At 60.4% G+C, this 17,940-nt stretch carries 16 protein-coding genes and 1 tRNA gene; 8 read left to right on the top strand and 9 right to left on the bottom strand.

Annotation, left to right across the window (positions count from 1 at the left end; genetic code table 11):
• Window positions 1-13: 13 nt before the first annotated feature.
• The 5 genes from ACFKSJ_RS05625 to ACFKSJ_RS05605 form a co-directional block, all read right to left on the bottom strand.
• Complete coding sequence (locus ACFKSJ_RS05625) at window positions 14-910, bottom strand: class 1 fructose-bisphosphatase (RefSeq protein ID WP_440951278.1); 897 nt, start codon at window positions 908-910, stop codon at window positions 14-16.
• Between the two features lie 32 nt (window positions 911-942).
• Window positions 943-1,866: an aldolase gene (locus ACFKSJ_RS05620; RefSeq protein ID WP_440951277.1), complete on the bottom strand. Its 924-nt coding sequence runs from the start codon at window positions 1,864-1,866 to the stop codon at window positions 943-945.
• A 118-nt stretch (window positions 1,867-1,984) separates the two neighbouring features.
• On the bottom strand, window positions 1,985-2,425 hold the full coding sequence (locus ACFKSJ_RS05615; protein WP_440951276.1) for an Hsp20/alpha crystallin family protein: 441 nt from the start codon (window positions 2,423-2,425) through the stop codon (window positions 1,985-1,987).
• 15 nt (window positions 2,426-2,440) lie between these two features.
• Window positions 2,441-4,852, bottom strand: a complete 2,412-nt coding sequence (locus tag ACFKSJ_RS05610) for a CDC48 family AAA ATPase (protein WP_440951275.1) — start codon at window positions 4,850-4,852, stop codon at window positions 2,441-2,443.
• A 63-nt stretch (window positions 4,853-4,915) separates the two neighbouring features.
• The gene (locus ACFKSJ_RS05605; RefSeq protein ID WP_440951274.1) at window positions 4,916-5,491 is read right to left on the bottom strand and encodes a 5-formyltetrahydrofolate cyclo-ligase; all 576 of its coding nucleotides are present in this window, start codon (window positions 5,489-5,491) and stop codon (window positions 4,916-4,918) included.
• Window positions 5,492-5,625: 134 nt separating this feature from the next.
• Here ACFKSJ_RS05605 and acsB point away from each other — a divergent pair, with 134 nt between their 5' ends.
• The 7 genes from acsB to ACFKSJ_RS05570 all read left to right on the top strand — a co-directional run bounded on the left by acsB (window position 5,626) and on the right by ACFKSJ_RS05570 (window position 13,882).
• Window positions 5,626-7,647: an acetyl-CoA decarbonylase/synthase complex subunit alpha/beta gene (acsB, locus tag ACFKSJ_RS05600; protein ID WP_440951273.1), complete on the top strand. Its 2,022-nt coding sequence runs from the start codon at window positions 5,626-5,628 to the stop codon at window positions 7,645-7,647.
• A 15-nt stretch (window positions 7,648-7,662) separates the two neighbouring features.
• Window positions 7,663-8,628 (top strand): acetyl-CoA decarbonylase/synthase complex subunit delta, encoded by a 966-nt coding sequence (locus ACFKSJ_RS05595; RefSeq protein ID WP_440951272.1) that lies wholly within the window; start codon window positions 7,663-7,665, stop codon window positions 8,626-8,628.
• Window positions 8,618-9,952: an acetyl-CoA decarbonylase/synthase complex subunit gamma gene (acsC, locus tag ACFKSJ_RS05590; RefSeq protein WP_440951271.1), complete on the top strand. Its 1,335-nt coding sequence runs from the start codon at window positions 8,618-8,620 to the stop codon at window positions 9,950-9,952. The genes ACFKSJ_RS05595 and acsC overlap by 11 nt, the downstream gene beginning before the upstream one ends.
• Window positions 9,953-11,881 (top strand): ASKHA domain-containing protein, encoded by a 1,929-nt coding sequence (locus ACFKSJ_RS05585; protein ID WP_440951270.1) that lies wholly within the window; start codon window positions 9,953-9,955, stop codon window positions 11,879-11,881.
• Window position 11,882: 1 nt separating this feature from the next.
• Window positions 11,883-12,917, top strand: coding sequence for a hypothetical protein (locus ACFKSJ_RS05580; protein WP_440951269.1), 1,035 nt, complete (start codon window positions 11,883-11,885; stop codon window positions 12,915-12,917).
• Window positions 12,918-12,920: 3 nt separating this feature from the next.
• Window positions 12,921-13,745 (top strand): AAA family ATPase, encoded by an 825-nt coding sequence (locus ACFKSJ_RS05575; protein ID WP_440951268.1) that lies wholly within the window; start codon window positions 12,921-12,923, stop codon window positions 13,743-13,745.
• 65 nt (window positions 13,746-13,810) lie between these two features.
• Window positions 13,811-13,882 (top strand) — tRNA-Thr (locus tag ACFKSJ_RS05570).
• Window positions 13,883-14,319: 437 nt separating this feature from the next.
• Here ACFKSJ_RS05570 and ACFKSJ_RS05565 read toward each other — a convergent pair.
• The 3 genes from ACFKSJ_RS05565 to ACFKSJ_RS05555 form a co-directional block, all read right to left on the bottom strand.
• Window positions 14,320-15,123, bottom strand: a complete 804-nt coding sequence (locus tag ACFKSJ_RS05565) for a zinc ribbon domain-containing protein (protein ID WP_440951267.1) — start codon at window positions 15,121-15,123, stop codon at window positions 14,320-14,322.
• Window positions 15,124-15,242: 119 nt separating this feature from the next.
• Window positions 15,243-15,983 carry a tetratricopeptide repeat protein gene (locus ACFKSJ_RS05560; protein WP_440951266.1) on the bottom strand — a complete coding sequence of 247 codons (741 nt, stop codon included), beginning with the start codon at window positions 15,981-15,983 and terminating at the stop codon, window positions 15,243-15,245.
• Window positions 15,984-16,464: 481 nt separating this feature from the next.
• The gene (locus ACFKSJ_RS05555) at window positions 16,465-16,632 is read right to left on the bottom strand and encodes a hypothetical protein (protein WP_440951265.1); all 168 of its coding nucleotides are present in this window, start codon (window positions 16,630-16,632) and stop codon (window positions 16,465-16,467) included.
• Between the two features lie 312 nt (window positions 16,633-16,944).
• Between ACFKSJ_RS05555 and ACFKSJ_RS05550 the strand changes: the two genes are divergently transcribed.
• Entirely contained in the window at window positions 16,945-17,292 is a 348-nt protein-coding gene (locus ACFKSJ_RS05550) for a GYD domain-containing protein (RefSeq protein WP_440951264.1), read from the top strand.
• Between the two features lie 155 nt (window positions 17,293-17,447).
• Here ACFKSJ_RS05550 and ACFKSJ_RS05545 read toward each other — a convergent pair whose 3' ends face one another.
• Window positions 17,448-17,789: a carbohydrate-binding protein gene (locus ACFKSJ_RS05545; protein WP_440951263.1), complete on the bottom strand. Its 342-nt coding sequence runs from the start codon at window positions 17,787-17,789 to the stop codon at window positions 17,448-17,450.
• Window positions 17,790-17,940 lie beyond the last annotated feature (151 nt).

The following is a 17,940-nucleotide window of genomic DNA, read 5'->3' as shown; positions in this document are numbered from 1 at the left end:
CCTCCCGGAGGTTTCAGGTGCAGAGCGTACCCTTCACCTTCTCGATCAGCCCCTTCGAACCGACATAGAGGGGTGTCTTCTGGTGGGGTTTCTCCGGGTTGATCGTCAGGACGTTCTCCCTGCCGTTACAGATCGCGCCTCCGGCCTGGGTTGCGATGAACCCGATCGGGTTCGCCTCGAACATCAGCCGGAGCTTGCCCTTCTCCTTGCCGACCACGGCCGGGTAACAGTAGATCCCGCCGTACTTCAGGATCTGATGGAAGTCTGCGACGAACGAGCCCGAGTACCTGAGTTTGTACCCGTCCTGCTCGCAGCCGTCGATGAACTTTGCGTGCTTCTCGGTCCAGACCGTCCGAAGCCCGCCTGATCCGTACAGGTTCCCTTCCGGCATCTTCACGTCCGCTTCGAGGAGCACGTACCGGTCGTGGCTGTCGAGAGCAAAGATCTGAACACCCTCGCCGACGGTCAGGGTCAGCACGGTCATCGGACCGTAGAGCATATACAGTGCGGCCCGCATCTTCTCGCCCGGCTGCATCACGGTGCCGTGATCATAGATCCCGACGATCGTGCCGACCGCCAGGTTCACCTGGATCAGTGACGAACCGTCGAGCGGGTCCATCACGACGGCGTACTCCCCCTGTGACTCCGGGATCTTCAGGATCTCGTCCTGCTCCTCTGAGGCGACCTCTCTGACCAGGCCCGACCTCTGCAGCACCCTGGTGATGTGCCGGTCGGCCCAGGTATCCATGGCGGCCTGCTCCTCCCCGGACTGGTTGGTGGTGCCGGCATAGGTCTGGTTGGTCAGGAACGCTTCTCTGATCGGGATGGCCTGGGCGGCGATCAGCAGGACCAGTTCTTTCAGTCCCTGCTCGGCACCGGTGCCATCGAGATACTCTTCAAGGGTAATCATCTCTTCTCCCACCGTTCTGCTCTCTCTCTCTCTCACGCAGCAGGGCTGGTCCCTTTACAGATCTTGACCGCTTCCTCGACAGGGACGTCCTCGACCGTCACCGCGTAGATGGCGTTGCACATCCTGACCGCCTCCTCGAGCGACTTCTGGTGGATGTTCCTGCCGGTGGCGTTCCCGGCCGTCCCTCCGATGTGGATCTGGTCGTACAGCTGCTGGAGGAAGGTCTCTATTGAAACACTCGAACCGCCGGCACAGACCACTTTTGTCCTCCCTGCGGCCCTGGTCGCCTCCTGCATCAGCTCCGCCGAGACGGCACCCTCCTTCTTTGGTGCATTCACCTTGACGAAGTCGCTGCCGAGGGCGGATGCGACCCCAACGGCTCCTGCGATCAGGTGCGGATCCTTCTCGTCCTTCACCGCCTTTCCACGGGGGTAGATCCAGAGGACGGTGACGAGGCCGTGCTGGTGGGCCTCGTAGACGATCTGGGCCGCCTGGCGGAGCATCTCCGGTTCCTTCTCGCTGCCCAGGTAGAGGGTATATCCGACAGAGGTGATATTGAGCCCGCTCCGGTCACGGAAGTCCACGATCTGCTGGACCGAATAGAGGGCCGTGCTCATCGGGTCCTTCTGTTCTGGTTTGACCAGGTGGGACTTGGAGTTGATCTTGACGAGGTACGGGACATCCGGATAATCTTCTCCATAGCGTGCAATCAGCCCGAGCTGCGTTGCAAAGACCCCGATCTTTCCCAGCGATGCGATCCGGAAGAGGTGTTCGGGGTCGGCGTCATCGGGATGGATCTTCTCGCCGTAAAAGTCATCGTTCAGATGTTCGACCTTCTGGTCTCCTGCAAAGAGCATCAACCGTCCGGACTTATGGGTGATCGTCTTATAGTTCCTGACATAGGTGGGACGAACCCGCTTGGGCACATCAAGTGGCACGAAGACAGTCTCTGACATACAGACCCAGTTTTTCTCTCTAACCTAATTAACCCTTCTCGGTTTATCGTGAGAGTTATCAGAGAATCCGGGTGGAGGGTCATTCTGAAAAGAAGGAACGTACAAAAAAAGGTCGGAGTCAGTCGGTCAGTGCTTCACGTGGATGTTCATCGTCAGGCATCATCTCGAACATGATCTCCAGGATCCCGTGCTTGAACGATGTCTGTATCGGGATCAGGTGGAGTCGTGGGAGGCTGGCCTCTGACCGGTAGTGGCGGTGCTCCTGGTCTGCTATGATCTGAAGAGTCTGCCCTGAGAGGGCCATCCTGATATTCTCGGCACTCACACCCGGCAACTCGGCAACCACGACCACCTTGTCATCGATGGTCATGACCTCTGGCTCTGTTTCGATGATATCCCCTGCAGGAGGGGATTCGAGGGCTGAATCGGCAGGGGCATAGATAACCCGGAAGCCGAATGCGACCGGCACCCGTCCCCTCCGGTTTTTGAGGGTATGGGTGACCAGCTGCCTGATCAACTGCTCGACATCATCGTCTCTGTCCAATGGCGACGTGCTCATTCTGGTGTCCTGTTCTCACCCGGTCCCGTCAAGGTGCTCCTTCACCTGTGCTGTTCTCTCCTTGATCAGACCGATGTTCTTCGTCTGTCTGTATAACTCTGCTCTGAGGTCCTCTACCTCCCTCTTCTGGCTCTCGGTTACGGTTGTGCCGATCCCTTTGAGTTCTGCACGCTTGATGACCGCAGCCGCATCCTCAAGGATCGTCCTCTGGTCCTGGTTGAAGAGGATCTCCCAGGACTGCCGTTCTGACTGCTCGATCGCATCGCGGTCCAGGGATCCGTTGACCTTAAGGAGTGCGTCCTCAAAATGCTTTCCGGTGATCCTGACGTTGACGATCGCCTCGGTCCGCTCCAGCTCGGTCTTGCCGGTCATCACGCCGATGAACTCACGCATCGCCGAGAGCTTCGCCTCCCTGACCAGTGCCTCGATGTCCGCCCCGACGAATCCCTCGGTCCTGTCGACCAGGTCATCGATCTTCACGTCCCCGGAGAGGATCGCCTCGGCATGGCGCAGGTAGACCTCGAAGATCTTCTTCCTGCTCTCTCTGTCCGGCGGTGGGACATAGAGGTGCCGGTCGAGCCGTCCCGGCCGCATCAGCGCCTTGTCGATCATGTCGGGCCTGTTGGTGGCGGCCAGCACGACCACGTTCTTCAGTTCCTCGAGCCCGTCCAGCTCGGTCAGGATCTGGCTGACCACGCTCTCGGTCACATGCGAGGAGCCCATGTACGATCCCCTGACCGGCACCAGGGCATCGATCTCGTCGAAGAAGATGATCGACGGGGCGGCCTGCCGGGCCTTTCTGAAGATGTCCCGCACCCCCTTCTCTGACTCGCCGACCCACTTCGAGAGGAGTTCGGGCCCCTTCACCGAGATGAAGTTGCACTGGCTCTCGTTGGCGACCGCCTTGGCGAGCATCGTCTTGCCGGTGCCGGGCGGACCGAACATCAGGATCCCCTTCGGGGCCCGGGTCTCGAGCTTCTCAAAGACGTCCGCATACTTGAGCGGCCACTCCACCGTCTCGGTCAGATCCTTCTTCACCTGTTCGAGCCCGCCGACGTCCTCCCACTTCACATCAGGCACCTCGACCAGCACCTCCCGCATCGCACTCGGGTCGACGTGCTTTCTCGCCTCGGTGAAGTCGGCATTGGTCACCTTCAGCTGGTCGAGGACCTCGTCCGGGATCCCCTCGTCCTCCTTGATCTTGGGGATCACCTTCCGGAGGGCGTGCATCGCGGCCTCCTTGACCAGTAATGCGATGTCGGCACCGACGAATCCATGTGTCGTCTCTGAGAGGTCTTTCAAGTTCACGTCCTCGGCGAGGGGGACACCCCTGGTGTGGACCTTGAAGATGTCCTCTCTGCCGCCCCGGTCCGGAATCCCGATCTCGATCTCACGGTCGAACCGGCCACCCCGCCGGAGTGCCGGGTCGAGTGCATCGGGGAGATTGGTGGCCGCGATCACGATCACCTCGCCACGCCCCTTCAGCCCGTCCATCAGGGCGAGCAGCTGGGCCACCACCCGGCGTTCGACCTCACCCTTGGTGTCCTCCCGCTTGGGGGCGATCGAATCGATCTCATCGATGAAGATGATCGTCGGGGCGTTCTGCTGGGCTTCTTCAAAGACCTGGCGGAGGTTCCCCTCGCTCTCACCGTAATACTTGGAGATGATCTCCGGGCCAGAGAGGGTGATGAAGTGAGCGTCCACCTCGTTGGCTACAGCCTTGGCTATCAGCGTCTTGCCGGTGCCGGGCGGACCGTACAGCAGCACCCCCTTGGGCGGCTGGATCCCGAGTTTCTCGAAGATCTCGGGGTGGCGGAGCGGCAGTTCGATCATCTCCCGGACCTGCTGCAGCTCGCGGCCGAGCCCGCCGATATCCTCGTAGTGGATGTCCGCCTTTGCCACCTCCTCCTTCCCCTTCTCGGGTTTATACGGGGTCTCCTTCAGTTCGATGGTGGTCTCATCGGTGACGACCGCGATCCCCTTCGGCGCGACCTTTGCGATCACAAAGGTGAGGGGATTGCCGATCACATCGACCCGCAGACTCTGCCCTTCCATCACCGACCGGCCATGCAACAACCTCCTCAGGTACTGTTCGCCGCCGACGAGCCTGATCGGCTGGGTCGGCTGGATCACCACCCTGGTCGCGACCGAGGCCTGCACCTTTCTGATCCTGACCGTCTCGTCGACACCGGTTCCAGCATTGGACCTGATGTTGCCGTCGATCCGGAGGATCCCCCTGCCGGTGTCCTCGGGAAATCCGGGCCAGACGATCGCGTTCGCCTTCTTTTTGCCCTGGATCTCGATTACATCCCCGCTGACGAATCCGAGCGCCCTCATCACGTCCATCGAGACACGCGCGATACCCCGGCCGGCATCATCCCGTGCGGCCTCCTTTACCACGACGTTGACATAACCATTATCTGCCATTATTATCATCACCTGAATCTATGATTTACCTTAAGTTAGTATGATATCATATATAAAACAATCTTATTCTGCATCCTCCCTGCAGCAGATGACTCCCTGCTCTGTGACGATCCGGTCCATGCGGATGTCGTTCTCCTCGGCAGGGAGTGAGTCGAACTCCTGGCAGGAGAAGGCCAGCCCGATCGTCAGCAGCCCCGGGTGCCGTGCAAGGAATCGGTCATAGTAGCCGGCGCCGTACCCGAGCCTGTTCCCGGCGGCGTCGAAGGCCAGCATCGGGACGATCACCACCTGTATCTCCGAGGGATCGGCAGGGACCTCATGGCCGATCGGTTCGGGGACCTGGAAGGTCGAAGGGACCAGCACGGCAGGGTCGGAGAGGTAGGAGAGGCGGAGCGAGCAGTCCTCCCGCTGGATGATCGGCACCACCACGGTCTTCTCTTCTTCGAGCAGCCATTCGATGAGCGGCAGCGTGTCGACCTCAGGGCACTTGGAGGCATAGACCAGCACCGGCTCCTTCCCTTTGAGAACCGGGATCAGGTGGTCCCGGATCCTTCTGCTGTAGTCGCTGATCTGCGCCTCGTTGAGCGTTGCCCGCTGTATCTTCGCCGCTTGACGGAGGGCTGTCTTAGAGTCAGACATCAGTGATACTGTATCAGATCAGTCTCTGATAAACCCCTCTTTCTCCGGTTTTGTGTACCATATGGTACCCGTACGATCATCTCTTATACTGAGGGTTCCTAGAATCTTCTAACGAGACCTTTTTGGAGGATTTCATGACCAGTATACAGGAATCATTACCCCGCGGCGTGGCCGCGCTCGATCAGGCGATGGCAGGGATCACTGCGATCCCCGGCTATGATGAGACCGCCTATCACCTCCCGATCTCATTCGCGGTCACCGGAACCGTGGTTGAGGATGCCGCCTCGGCAGAGGAGGCCTATCAGAAATCCGGGAAGAATCCGCTGATCGCCTGGGAGTGCCTGCAGGCCTCGATGAACCGGCCGCTGGATGAGCCGTACATCGGGTTCATCGCCGATGCGGTGATCCGGAAACTTGGCTACTCGCTGGTCGACGGTTCGATCCTCGGGCTCGCCCTGATCGTCGGAACCCCGCAGGGGGGGGACCTGGCCGCAGCGATCGCCCGGGAACTGCAGGAGAAGTACATGCTCACCTTTCTGGCAGGGGATGTGGTCAGTTCCCTCTCCGGGGCGGGTGTGAAGGTCGGGCTCGACTACCGGCTGATCCCGCTCGGCCCGTCGGTCTCGCATGGCATCCACTTCGCCGACCTGGTGGCCCGGGTCGCGATGATCTTCGGGGGGGTCGCACCAGGCGATGCCGGCCGGCTGCTCACGTATGCCAAGGAACGGGCCAAGGCCGTCGTCTTTGCGTTTCCCGGCCTGACCGACCAGGAGATCGCCTGTATCGATTCGCTCAGGATCCTCGGGATCCCGATCATCGGCCTCGGCGGGTACGAAGGCGGGGAATGGGTGGCTCCAACGCCCACCGAGGCGGTCAAGCAGGGGATGGACCTGCTCGGGATCCGGGTCACCGTCACGGCGATCCCGATCCCGATGGGCTGTTCGCCGGCATTTGAAGGGAAGAGCATCCGGAAGGAGGAGATGTATGCCGAGTTCGGCGGGGGGAGGTCGCCTGCGTTCGAACTCCTCCGTGTCCGTCCGGAGGCGGAGGTCGAGGACGGAAAGGTGACCGTGATCGGCCCTGAGATCGACACGATCCCGGAGGGGTCGGCCGCCCCCCTGGGGATCGTGATCGAGGTCGCCGGCAGGACGATGAAGAAGGAGTACGAGCCGGTGCTTGAGCGGCGGATCCACAACTTCGTCAACTATGGCGAGGGGTCCTGGCATGTGGCGCAACGGGACCTGATCTGGGTGCGCCTCTCCAAGGAGGCCGTGAAGAACGGTGTCCGGGTCGAGCACATCGGCAAGCTCCTTGCCAGCAAGTTCAGGATCGATTTCCCCGACCTCCTCGATGCTGTGCAGGTGACGCTGATCACCGACCCCGAGCTTGTGCTGGAGGCGAAGAAGGAGGCCGAGGCGGTTTACGATGAGCGGGACGCACGGATCAAGGGGATGAAGGACGACGATGCCGACACCTTCTATTCATGCACCCTCTGCCAGACCTTTGCCCCCGACCATGTCTGCGTCATCACCCCCGAGCGACCCGGGCTCTGTGGTGCGATCTCCTGGCTCGACGGCAAGATCGCCTTTGAGATCTCGCCGGCCGGCGCCAACCAGCCTGTCGAGAAGGGGGGGCTGATCAGTGCGGAGAGCGGAGAGTTCGAAGGGGTGAACCGGTTCGTCCGGAAGGCCTCGCATGGGGCGATCGAACGGTGCCAGCTGTACAACTTCATGGAGTACCCGATGACCGCCTGCGGCTGCTTTGAGGTGATCGCCCTGGTGGTGCCGGAGGTGAACGGGTTCATGGTTGTGAACCGGGAGTACAAAGGGGAGACCCCGTCCGGCATGTCGTTCTCGACCCTGGCCGGCACCATCGGTGGTGGGGTTCAGACCCCCGGGTTTGCTGGGATATCCAAGAGTTACATCCTCAGCGATCGGTTCCTTCAGACAGAGGGGGGTATCGAGCGGCTGGTCTGGATGCCCCAGGTGCTCAAGGAGGAGCTCGCATCCAGGCTGAAAGAGAAGTTCGGAGCCATGGGGAAGGCCGACCTCTTCGATAAGATTGCAGACGAGCGGAATGCAGTGACCATCGAGGCACTGACTGAGTTCCTTGCCAGCGTCGATCACCCGGCACTGACGATGGATTCGATACTGTAAGAGACGGTACCTGAAATGACAGATACAACATCATCTGAATGGGACGGAGCGGTCGGCACGGTCATCCTCGGTGCGACCGCCGGTGAAGGAGGAACCCGGACGGTCTCGTACCGTATCGGGGGCGACCTGGGGCTGCCCTACACCGGTGCCCCGCGGCCCGGCGAACACCAGCCGCTGATCGTCTTTGAGATCTGCGACGACCCCTCGATCTGGTCCCCGCTGGTGAAGAACGCGGTCGGCGATCTCGTCGACGATCCCGGTGACTGGGCGGCAGCCGCCGAGAAGACCTACCTGGCCGACATGGTCAGGCTGGTGCTGACCAGCACCCGGCGACGCGGGTTCGACGACTTCCCATCCGTAAACCGGACCGTCGAGCACGTCCTTGCGTCGACCGGCCTGCCGCTGGCGATCGAAGGGCCGAGCGAGCCGGCGATCGAGAGCGAGGTCTTCCAGCGGTGCGGGGAGACCGGCCAGGGTGAACGGCTCCTCCTCGGCACCGCCGAGGCGACCCGGTACCGATCGGTGGCGGCCGCCGCCCTGACCTACCACCATGCGATGATCGCCCAGTCCCCGATCGATATCAACCTTGCCAAACAGCTGAACATCCTCCTCCGCGAGGTCGGGGTGCCGGCTGACCAGATCGTGATCGACCCGTACACCGGGGCGCTCGGGTACGGGTTCGAGTACTCGTACTCGGCGATGGAGCGGATCCGGTACGCTGCCCTGAAGGGGGACACGGACTTGGCCATGCCGATGATCTGTGCAGCAGGGGACACGCTGAATGTCAAGGAGATCCGGGACGCATCCGGGCCTGACCAGGACCAGATGGCGATCCGCTGGGAGGTCTACACCGGCCTCGCCGCTGCGGTAGCCGGGGCTGCGGTCATCTGTGTCCGCCATCCGGGGTCGGTCCCGGTGCTGAGGCAGGCGCTCGATACGCTCTGGGCTAACCGTCAGGAGGTGGACGCAGATGGCACTTAAGGCGCTCGACATCTACAAACTGCTCCCAAAGAAGAACTGCAAGGAGTGCGGGGTCCCGACCTGTCTGACCTTTGCGATGAAGCTCGCATCAGGGAAGGCCGACCTCGACCTCTGCCCGTACCTGGATGAAACAGCCCGGTCCATGCTCGGGGCTTCGACCCGGCCGCCCATCCGGAAGGTGAAGGTAGGGGTCGGGGAACGGTCTTTCACCATTGGGGACGAGACCGTCTTCTACCGGCATGAGAAGACCTTCTATCACCAGCCTGGGATCGTCTTCTCGATCACCGATGAGATGGACGAGGCCTCGATCCGGGCGGTCGTCGAACGGGTCAGGGACGAAAAACTGACCAGGGTCGGCGCCGACCTGGTGATCAACGGGATCGCGGTCGTCCACACCGCAGCGGACCCCGCCGCGTATGGCCGGGCCGTCGCGGTGATCGAAGAACTCGCTGATCTGCCGGAGGTCTTGATCACAACAGACCCGGTGGCCCTGGAGGCCGCACTGGTTCTGTGTGGAGGTTTCCGGCCGCTGATCGCCTCGGCGACCGCTGATAATTACCAGGCCTTCGCCGCCCTAGCTAAGAAATACGGCTGCCCGCTCGCCATCAGTGCACCCGACCTGGCCGCGATGAAGGACCTGGTCGGCAAGGTGACCGCCGCCGGGGTCGAGAACCTGGTGCTGGACCTCGCACCCGCCTCGCCCGGCGCATTCATCGTCACCTCCTCCCTGGTCCGGCAGCAGTCGCTCGCACGGACCGTGCCTGAACTCGGGTACCCGGTGCTCTACAATACCTGCAAGAGCAGTTCTCCTGACGCCGCGATTGTGGCCGGGATCCTGAAGTACGCCGGGGTGATCGTGACCGCACCGCTCTCGAAGGCCGAGACCTTCGCTGCCCTGACCCTCAGGCAGAACATCTATACCGATCCGCAGAAGCCGATCCAGATGAACCCCGGGCTGTACCGCATCGGGTCGCCGGGGACGGATGCGCCGGTGCTGATGACTGTGAACTTCTCCCTGACCTTCTTCACCCTGCAGGGGTACCTGGAGGGGACCCGGATGCCCTGCTTTATGCTGGTCGTCGACACCGAGGGGCAGTCCGTCCTGACGGCCATCGCTGCAGGAAAACTGAACGAGACGCTGGTCCGCGACTCGATCAAGAAGTTCGATGTCGAGTCCCAGGTCACGCATAGGAAGGTGATCATTCCGGGTTATGCTTCCCCGCTCTCAGGAGCGATCGAGGATGCGTCAGGCTGGAAGGTGCTGGTTGGGCCGCGGGACGCAGCAGAGATCGGCGAGTACCTCGAGAAGGAGTGGAAGGCGTAGATGCCAGTCGTCACCTTTCTTCCGTCGTACCGGAAGGCTGAGGTCGAGTTCGGTGCTTCGGTCCTCGAAGCCGCCCAGCGGGCAGGGCTGAACATGAACGTGGTCTGCGGCGGCCAGGGCAAGTGCGGCAAGTGCATCGTCTACCGCAAGAGCGGGAGGGTCGCGTTCGAACGTTCGCAGTACAGCCGGTTCTTCACAAAGGGGGAACAGGAGAGGGGGGCCCTGCTGGCCTGTGAAGCGTTTGTGAACGGGGATCTCGAGATCGTGGTCCCTGAGAGCTCGCTGATCCAGGAGCAGAAGATCCTGATCGAGGGGCTCGACCTCCAGACCGCCTTCCGGCCGTCGGTGATGAAGTACCATGTGACCCTCTCGCCGCCGACGCTCGAGGACCCGTCCCCTGACCTGACCCGTCTGCTGGACGGACTCGAGAAGGTGCACGGCCCCAAGACCGAGCAGGTCTTCGTCCCGCTCGGGGCGCTCAGGCTGGTGCCGCAGATCCTGCGGGACGGGAACTGGGATGTGACCGCGACGGTCGCCCTGATGCCGCCCGGCCGGTTCTGGCTGATCGACCTCGAGGAGGGGGACACCTCCGACCGGCTCTATGCGGCTGCGGTCGACCTCGGGTCGACGACGGTCGTGGCCTGTATCTGGGACCTGGTCAACGGCAAGGTCGTCGGGATCGCGTCCAATTACAACCGGCAGATCAGCTGCGGGGAGGATATCCTCTCCAGGGTGAACTTCGCCCGAAAGAACGGTCTCTCCAGGCTGCAGACGCTGGCGACCGAGAGTATCAACGCAGCCCTGACCGCCGCCGCCAACAATGCCGGGATCGACCGGGACGACATCTACGAGGTGATGGTCGCCGGCAACACCGTGATGACGCATATGTTCCTCGGGATCGACCCGGCCTACATGATCGCCGAGCCCTACGTCCCGGTGGTCCGCCGGTCGATCAACACGGAGGCCGCGTCGATCGGGATCTCGGTCGCTAGGAACGCCGGGCTCTTCGTCTTCCCCGGCGTCAGCGACTATATCGGCGGGGATATCGTCGCCGACGTGCTCGCCTGCAGGATGGGCGAGCGCGAGGAGATCTCGCTGATGATCGATATCGGCACCAACTTCGAGGTGGTGCTCGGGAACAATGAATGGATGTTCTCATGCGCCGGGGCTGCCGGCCCTGCGCTCGAAGGGGGGGAGGTCCTCTTCGGGATGCGGGCCAACCCCGGGGCCATCGAAAAGGTCACGATCGATCCCGACACGCTGAAGCCGACCTACTCGACGATCAACCAGGTGAAGCCGAAAGGGATCTGCGGGTCCGGGCTGATCGACCTGCTGGCCGAACTGCTCACCGCCTGCGTGATCGATCGGAACGGTCTGATCGATACCACGATCGAGAACCCGCGGGTCAGAAAGGGGGAGTACTATGCCGAGTTCGTGGTGGTCTGGAAGGAGGAGGCCGGCACCGAGAAGGACATCGTGATCACCCAGAACGATATCAAGAACCTGATCATGTCCAAGGCCTCGGTGCTCGGGGCCTGCTCGACGCTGATGAAGGTGGCCGGGATCACGCACGAGGAGATCGATACGATCTACTTCTCCGGAGGGTTTGGGAACTATCTGAACAAGCAGAGCGCCATCACGATCGGGCTGATCCCCGAGGTCCCGCTCGACCATATCAAGAACATCGGGAACGGGGCGCTGATGGGTGCGAACATCGCCCTGATCAACCGCGACCAGCGGCGGACCCTCGACCTGATCGCCCGGAACATCGCCTACATCGAGTTGAACGCAGAGCCGTCGTTCATGGACGAGTACACCCAGAGCAGTTTCCTCCCGCACACCGACCTCTCGCTCTTCCCGAACGTCTCGGCCCTCCTCGACCGGTGCCGGCTGAGCCATCCGCACCATGTGCTGAACGGAGGTGCCTGAGATGGCCTCTCATATCCCCTCTCCCCGCTGCAGTGCGACCGGGATCGGTGCGCTGCCGCACGTGGACCCGGAGACGGCTTGCCGGGATGTGCTGGCCGCGTTCCCGGAGGTGCCCTACATCCCGGTGCTCCCGAACCGGGGGCTGCTCGAAGGGATCGTCTTCAACGACTCAGGGCCGCTGCCCGGCCGGGTGATCACCGAAGGAAGGCTCTTCGTCGACACGGTGGGGGACCACACCGCCGCGATGGAACAGATCTACATGGACTTTGTCGAGGGGAACGCGGCACCGTATGGAGCCGGCGAGGAGTACGTGTCGGCCCTGTACGCGATGAAGCAGCACCCGCTCGACAGAACGACGATGGTCAAGTGCCAGGTGACCGGGCCGGTCACGTTCGGCATGCAGGTGGTGGACGAGCAGAAGCGGCCGATCCTGTACGACGAGACCTACGCCGACCTGCTCGGGAAGATGCTCGGGCTCCGTGCCCGCTGGTTCGAGCAGGAGCTCAGGTCGATGGGCGCCCCAGAGACGCTGGTCGTGCTGAACGAGCCGTACCTCGCCTCGCTCGGCTCCTCGGTGGTGCCGGTGGACGCCGGCACGGTGCAGGCGCAGTGGGAGGACATCGCCTCGATGCTCGACGGCGGGCTCGGGGTCCACTGCTGCTCGAACACCGACTGGAACTTTGTGATGGACCTGGACCCGGCCGTGCTGTCGCTGGACGCGTACGCCAATGCCCGCGAGTTCCTCCTCTATTCGGACCGGATGGTCCGGTACATGGAGGAGGGCGGGGTCGTGGCCTGGGGGATCGTCCCGGCAGACCAGCGGGTCTTTGTGCAGGAGACGGTCGAGTCGCTGACCGAACGGTTCCTGGCGATCCGGACGACCTGCGCCGACCTGATGGATGTCGGGGTCTTCGACCGGCAGTCGATGATCACGCCGAGCTGCGGGATCCGGTTCGCCGACGAGGCCGGCAGCCGGGAGATCATGCAGGCTGCCGCGACGATCTCACGGACGATGCGGAAGATGATGGATGCGTGAACGATGGCAGAGATGACAGTACCCAACAGAACAATCACTACAGAGCAGAACGCCGGCACCAGCACGAAGGCCAGACCATTCATGATCGCCCTCTCGGGGAAGGGGGGGACCGGGAAGACCACGGTCTCCTCGCTGCTGGTCGACAGCCTGATCCGGGCCGGCGAGCGGCCGCTGCTGGCGGTCGATGCCGACCCGAACGCGAACCTGCACGAGGCGCTCGGGCTGACCGTCACCGAGACGCTCGGCTCGATGCGGGAGGAGGCCTTCTCGAAGGCGATCCCTGCCGGTATGTCCCGACACCAGTATGTCAGGTTTCGGTTCAGGCAGGTGCTGGTCGAAGGAAAAGGGGTCGACCTGCTCGCGATGGGCAGGCCTGAGGGGAGTGGGTGTTACTGCTTCAGCAACGACCTCCTCACCGAGTCGATCGAGTCCCTGCAGCAGGACTACCGGTTCATGCTGATGGACACCGAGGCCGGGATGGAGCATATCAGCCGGGGGACGCTCGGCAGCCCGGACGTGCTGCTGATCGTCTCCGACCCCGGCGCCCGCGGGATGCGGACCGCCACCCGGATCCGGGAGATCGCGCTCTCGCTCGGTCTGCCTGCCGACCGGATGTACCTGGTGGAGAACCGGGTGAAGGCCGGGACTCCCTGCACTGACGACGGCCCGGTCCCCCTGATCGCCTGCATCCCTGAGGACCCTGCGATCGAGGCGGCCGACCTGGCCGGGGTCCCGCTGGTCACCGTCCCGGACGACTCGCCGGCACGGGTGGCCGTCGCCTCACTGGCCGAACGGCTGCGCGAGATGGCGGCCGGCCGGCGGGCCTGAGCCTGAGGGGGGCCGGCCCTGTCATTACTTTTAATAGGCTGGAATGTGGATATTATGAGGTAGCTGCCGTCGTGGCTTAGGGGTATAGCGGCTGATTCGTAATCAGCAGGTCGAGGGTTCAAATCCCTCCGACGGCTTGGATGCTCAGGGTACAAAGCCGTGAGTATTTTTTATTGATGCGTTTTTATCATTCTGTTCTAAATATGCCGCGTATAATATTGTTGGATCCGTGATCTAAAAAAGAGGTTTTTTCACGAGACGCGCGTGATTGTTCAGTATATTATGAGACCATATCTATGGTGCGACCCCGGCCAGTTTACAAACTGGTTTCAGCAGTCAAACGTAGACCCACCCAGGCGAAACCGAAGATAGAGATCAGGAGGAGGATGACGTTTCCGCATATCGAAGTGTTACCAAATATGTTAAACAATGAGGATACCCCCAGATTCCCCTATACCCCCATCAAGATCCCGAGAATAAACTCATGCTTTCTTTCATTTGTCGGCATTTTGCATCTCCTTTGTTTTTTAACATCACTTCGGCAAGGCTACCTTCTGAGCAAGCAATGAGAAAATTAATACCCAAAATCTCTCCCCCTCAAATATGCCTGCCAAATGTCGTCTCGGGAGAATAGATAGATAAATGGGACCAATGGCCAGCCAATTAAGGACCCGACCAACCAGATAATTGGAGGAATCTTCGTGAGAAAGTTCCCTACGTTTTTCACGTTTCCCGCCCCAAGGCTCTTCGCGTCTCCGTAGATTGTCAACCAGATCAGCAAAATCCCAATGCCGGTAGCGATTTGACCCCAGACCGCAAGATCGTTTAATGCTAGGATGCCCGCCACATTACCTCCAACGACTCCAATAGCAGGGAGCATCATTCCAAGAGCGAACCATAGGCCTATCGGAGCCTTGTCGCTTGAAATCATTATGGGATCCCTTGTCTGAGTGACATATGTCCGAGAAGTAGATGCCACTGGTGATTCATATACTACCCGTGTGGCCGGCATCGCAAGGGGGCCGGCTGAAGGACGTGAAGGGGGGAGGTCCGACCTTTCCGGGTCGAGAACCCATGCTATTTCTTCCTCTGTCAGGTTACTTTCTTCATCCGAGGGAATGTGAACTGTTGGAAGCCCGGCTGAGTCATGGAACAATACTGATTTCGTTTCACCATTGACCACAATAGATCTCTGAGTCCACTCCCCCTCTGTGCCAAGGGGGATCGTGGGATCTATTGGATGGATCTTCCCATCATCGGGCGGTATGTAATAGTCCCGACCGAGGGCCCGCTCAGCCTCCTGCAGGTTTATTGTGCACTTAGGGCAGGCCCCCCATTCGTCTTTGACGCCGGCCCCACAGTTCGGACACTCTTTCATACCGCCATCGCTATGCGAGGTATTCTCTCATCTGATATCTTCAAGGCATCGATTTGTAATTGTCGAGAATATCGCCGGCAAAATCGACGAGCCTTTCGAATAATCCTGATCACTGCCCCCTAAATCTTTGCAAGGGCCCGCTTGCGATTCGCCGTTGCTTTGGTATTGGTTGGATCCAGTGCGATTGCTTGATCATAACATGCGATCGCCGCATCATATTTCCCCAGATCTGCAAGAGAATTCCCTTTGTTAGTCCAGGTTTTGGCATCCTTCGGATCAAGCATGATCGCCTGATCATAGCATATGATCGATGCATCATATTTTTCTTGGCTGGCAAGGGCAGCCCCTTTACCGGTCCAGGCTCTGACATATTTCGGATCAATCATAATCGCCCTATCATAGCATGCGATGGCCGCATCATATTTCCCTTGGTTGTTGAGGGCAGCCCCTTTATTGGTCCAAGCATTGACATATCTCGGGTCAAGCACGATCGCCTGATCATAGCACACGATCGCCGCGTCGTATCGCTCCTGATCTGCGAAGGTACCCCCTTTATTGTTCCAAGTGATAGCCCCATTTGGATCCAGCGCGATCGCTTTATCATAGCACACGATCGCCGCATCGTATTCAAATTGGCGGGCAAGAGCAAGTCCCTTCTCGTTCCAGCCAGCGGGCTCTTTCGGATCCAGTGCGATCGCCTGATCATAGCATACGATCGCCGCATCGTATTTCCCCTGGTCGTAGAGGGCATCCCCCTTATTGATCCAGTCTGCCGTTGTTGAGGTTTTAGTAGTCGAGGTGCAGCCGGCTACCAGAATCCCGCATAGTAAGAGGCAGAGTAGAACTAGGGGCGTTCTCATAAGAGACCTTCTCTTCCGTGATGCTTTCAAGGCTTCGATTTGTTCGCAAGAAAAAGAGGTCAAGCGGTCGGGGCCGTGCCGATCCAAACATCATCGACATGGATCGCCCGATTTACGACCCCGGATCCTTCCATATAGAATATCGTGACATATCCAGTCTTCGCAGGCAAGGGGGCCCTGATCTGGACAAAGGTGGCCGGCGGGCTGAACCGATCCCCGGGATAAACCAGATCGGTCGCATTCGAGGCGAACAGGATCAGCTGCGTTGATCTATCAGCAGAGGGCGCTTGTAATCAGGTCCCCTTCTGCCTCAACTTTTCAATCAATGACGAGACCCGTTCCCGTGCCTCTTCGGTCTCGTGGATTCCACGCGTCGCCGTGACCTCAAGAATATCTCCATCTTCTACACCTGGCAGCAATTCCTGGGGGAAGAGAATCTGTTGATACTCTTCGGGTCGAACCCGGAGGACCGCGGTCTCCCTCAAATCTGTCGACTGTCAGGTTCATGGTCATCCCCTCTTCTGACTGACGATCTGACCCACGTGATATCGTCGGTCGCGGTGCCGGAGGCGATCGTCACCGAGCCGGCAGCCGGCACCGTGGTTCCGGTGAACGTGTACGAATGCTTCGCCCCTTCATCGGTCGACATCCGGCCGGACCTGGCTCACCAGGGACGAACCGCAGTTCGTGATTACCAGCCGCGGCCAGGGATATCATCATCCCCCTGCACCATGTCAAACGATTGAAGGGTCATAACAACCCTCCGTTCTTTTCTCTCAGGGTCGGGAACCAGCGGGTGATCGTTCTGATTCACCATGAGACGATGATCCTCTGCAACCTTGTCGGCCCCACGAATGAAGACTGGAGATCGCTCCCATGGTGATGTTCCTCCCTCCGGTTCGATCTCACCGATACCATTATATTGATTCACTCATATGGTCCAGCGCCCAGAACGGGCAAGGTGGAGAGCTTGAACTTCATTGCACTGGTTAAATTCAAAAAAAAGGGGGACCAGAAACTGATCGCCCAGAATCTGAAACAGTTAGAGGTCGAGGAGAAAGAGGGGATCAGATACCAGAGCATCTCTTGGACGCTCGGACGGTACGATGCCGTCGTCATGTTTGAAGCCCCGGATGAAAAAGCGGCGATGAAAGTTGCCATATCCCGGGGGGATTGGGCGGATATAGAGACCCTCGTAGCCGTACCTGCGGTAGAAGCGAGGAAACTCGTTGAGTATGTGATGCCTGAGTCTTTTCCCACAGGCGTCGGTAACCGAAAGGGGGAGGGCTCCTTCTGGGCGACGGCCTGAGTGGTAGCCCCCTCCTGCATGGTCGAGTGATTGCCGACGCTGCCGGTGATCTGTTCGAGATGTCTCCCTGTCGAATCGGGCTGTGACTCTGCCGCAATATTCTCGATACAACGAAGGATAAGCATGAATAGAAGTATTCCTTTGTAAAATGGGGATTATTCGGTGCCCTTCAGGGTGAAGCTGATCCAGTTGATGTTGACATAATCGGTCGGGACCTTCAGCACGATGCTGTGCTGCCTGGCCAGCAGGATCACCGGCATCCGAACAGTCCGGAAGGCCAGCCAGTCGCCGATGTTCGGGACATTCACGGTCGCAATCGGCGTGGTCCCGTCGTCCAGATAGACCCGGACCGATGAGCCGGCGTGGGATGAGGCGACCCGGAACCCGGCGTCGTAGGTGCCGGCCGTGTCAACATTCACCGTGTACGCGAGCCACTCGCCGGCCCGGACCCAGCCGACGTTGGGGCTGTTATCGGTGTCATGCGTTTCGAAGTCCAATCGTCCCGTTGGTAGGCTCCACCTGAGTTCCTAGGGAGGGTGACATGGTAGGCGACACCCTCACCGCCGAGATCGTAGTCCTCAGCCTGCAGGAGACCGGGGAGGTTGTGCAGGTCGTTGTATGGGTCCCCCGCCAATAGTCGGTGCGGCT

It is taken from the genome of Methanosphaerula subterraneus, assembly GCF_052055875.1.
GTDB classification, from domain to species: domain Archaea; phylum Halobacteriota; class Methanomicrobia; order Methanomicrobiales; family Methanospirillaceae; genus Methanosphaerula; species Methanosphaerula subterraneus.
The sequence above is the reverse complement of the archived record's forward strand: the minus strand, read 5'-3'. Positions and strand labels throughout refer to the sequence as shown.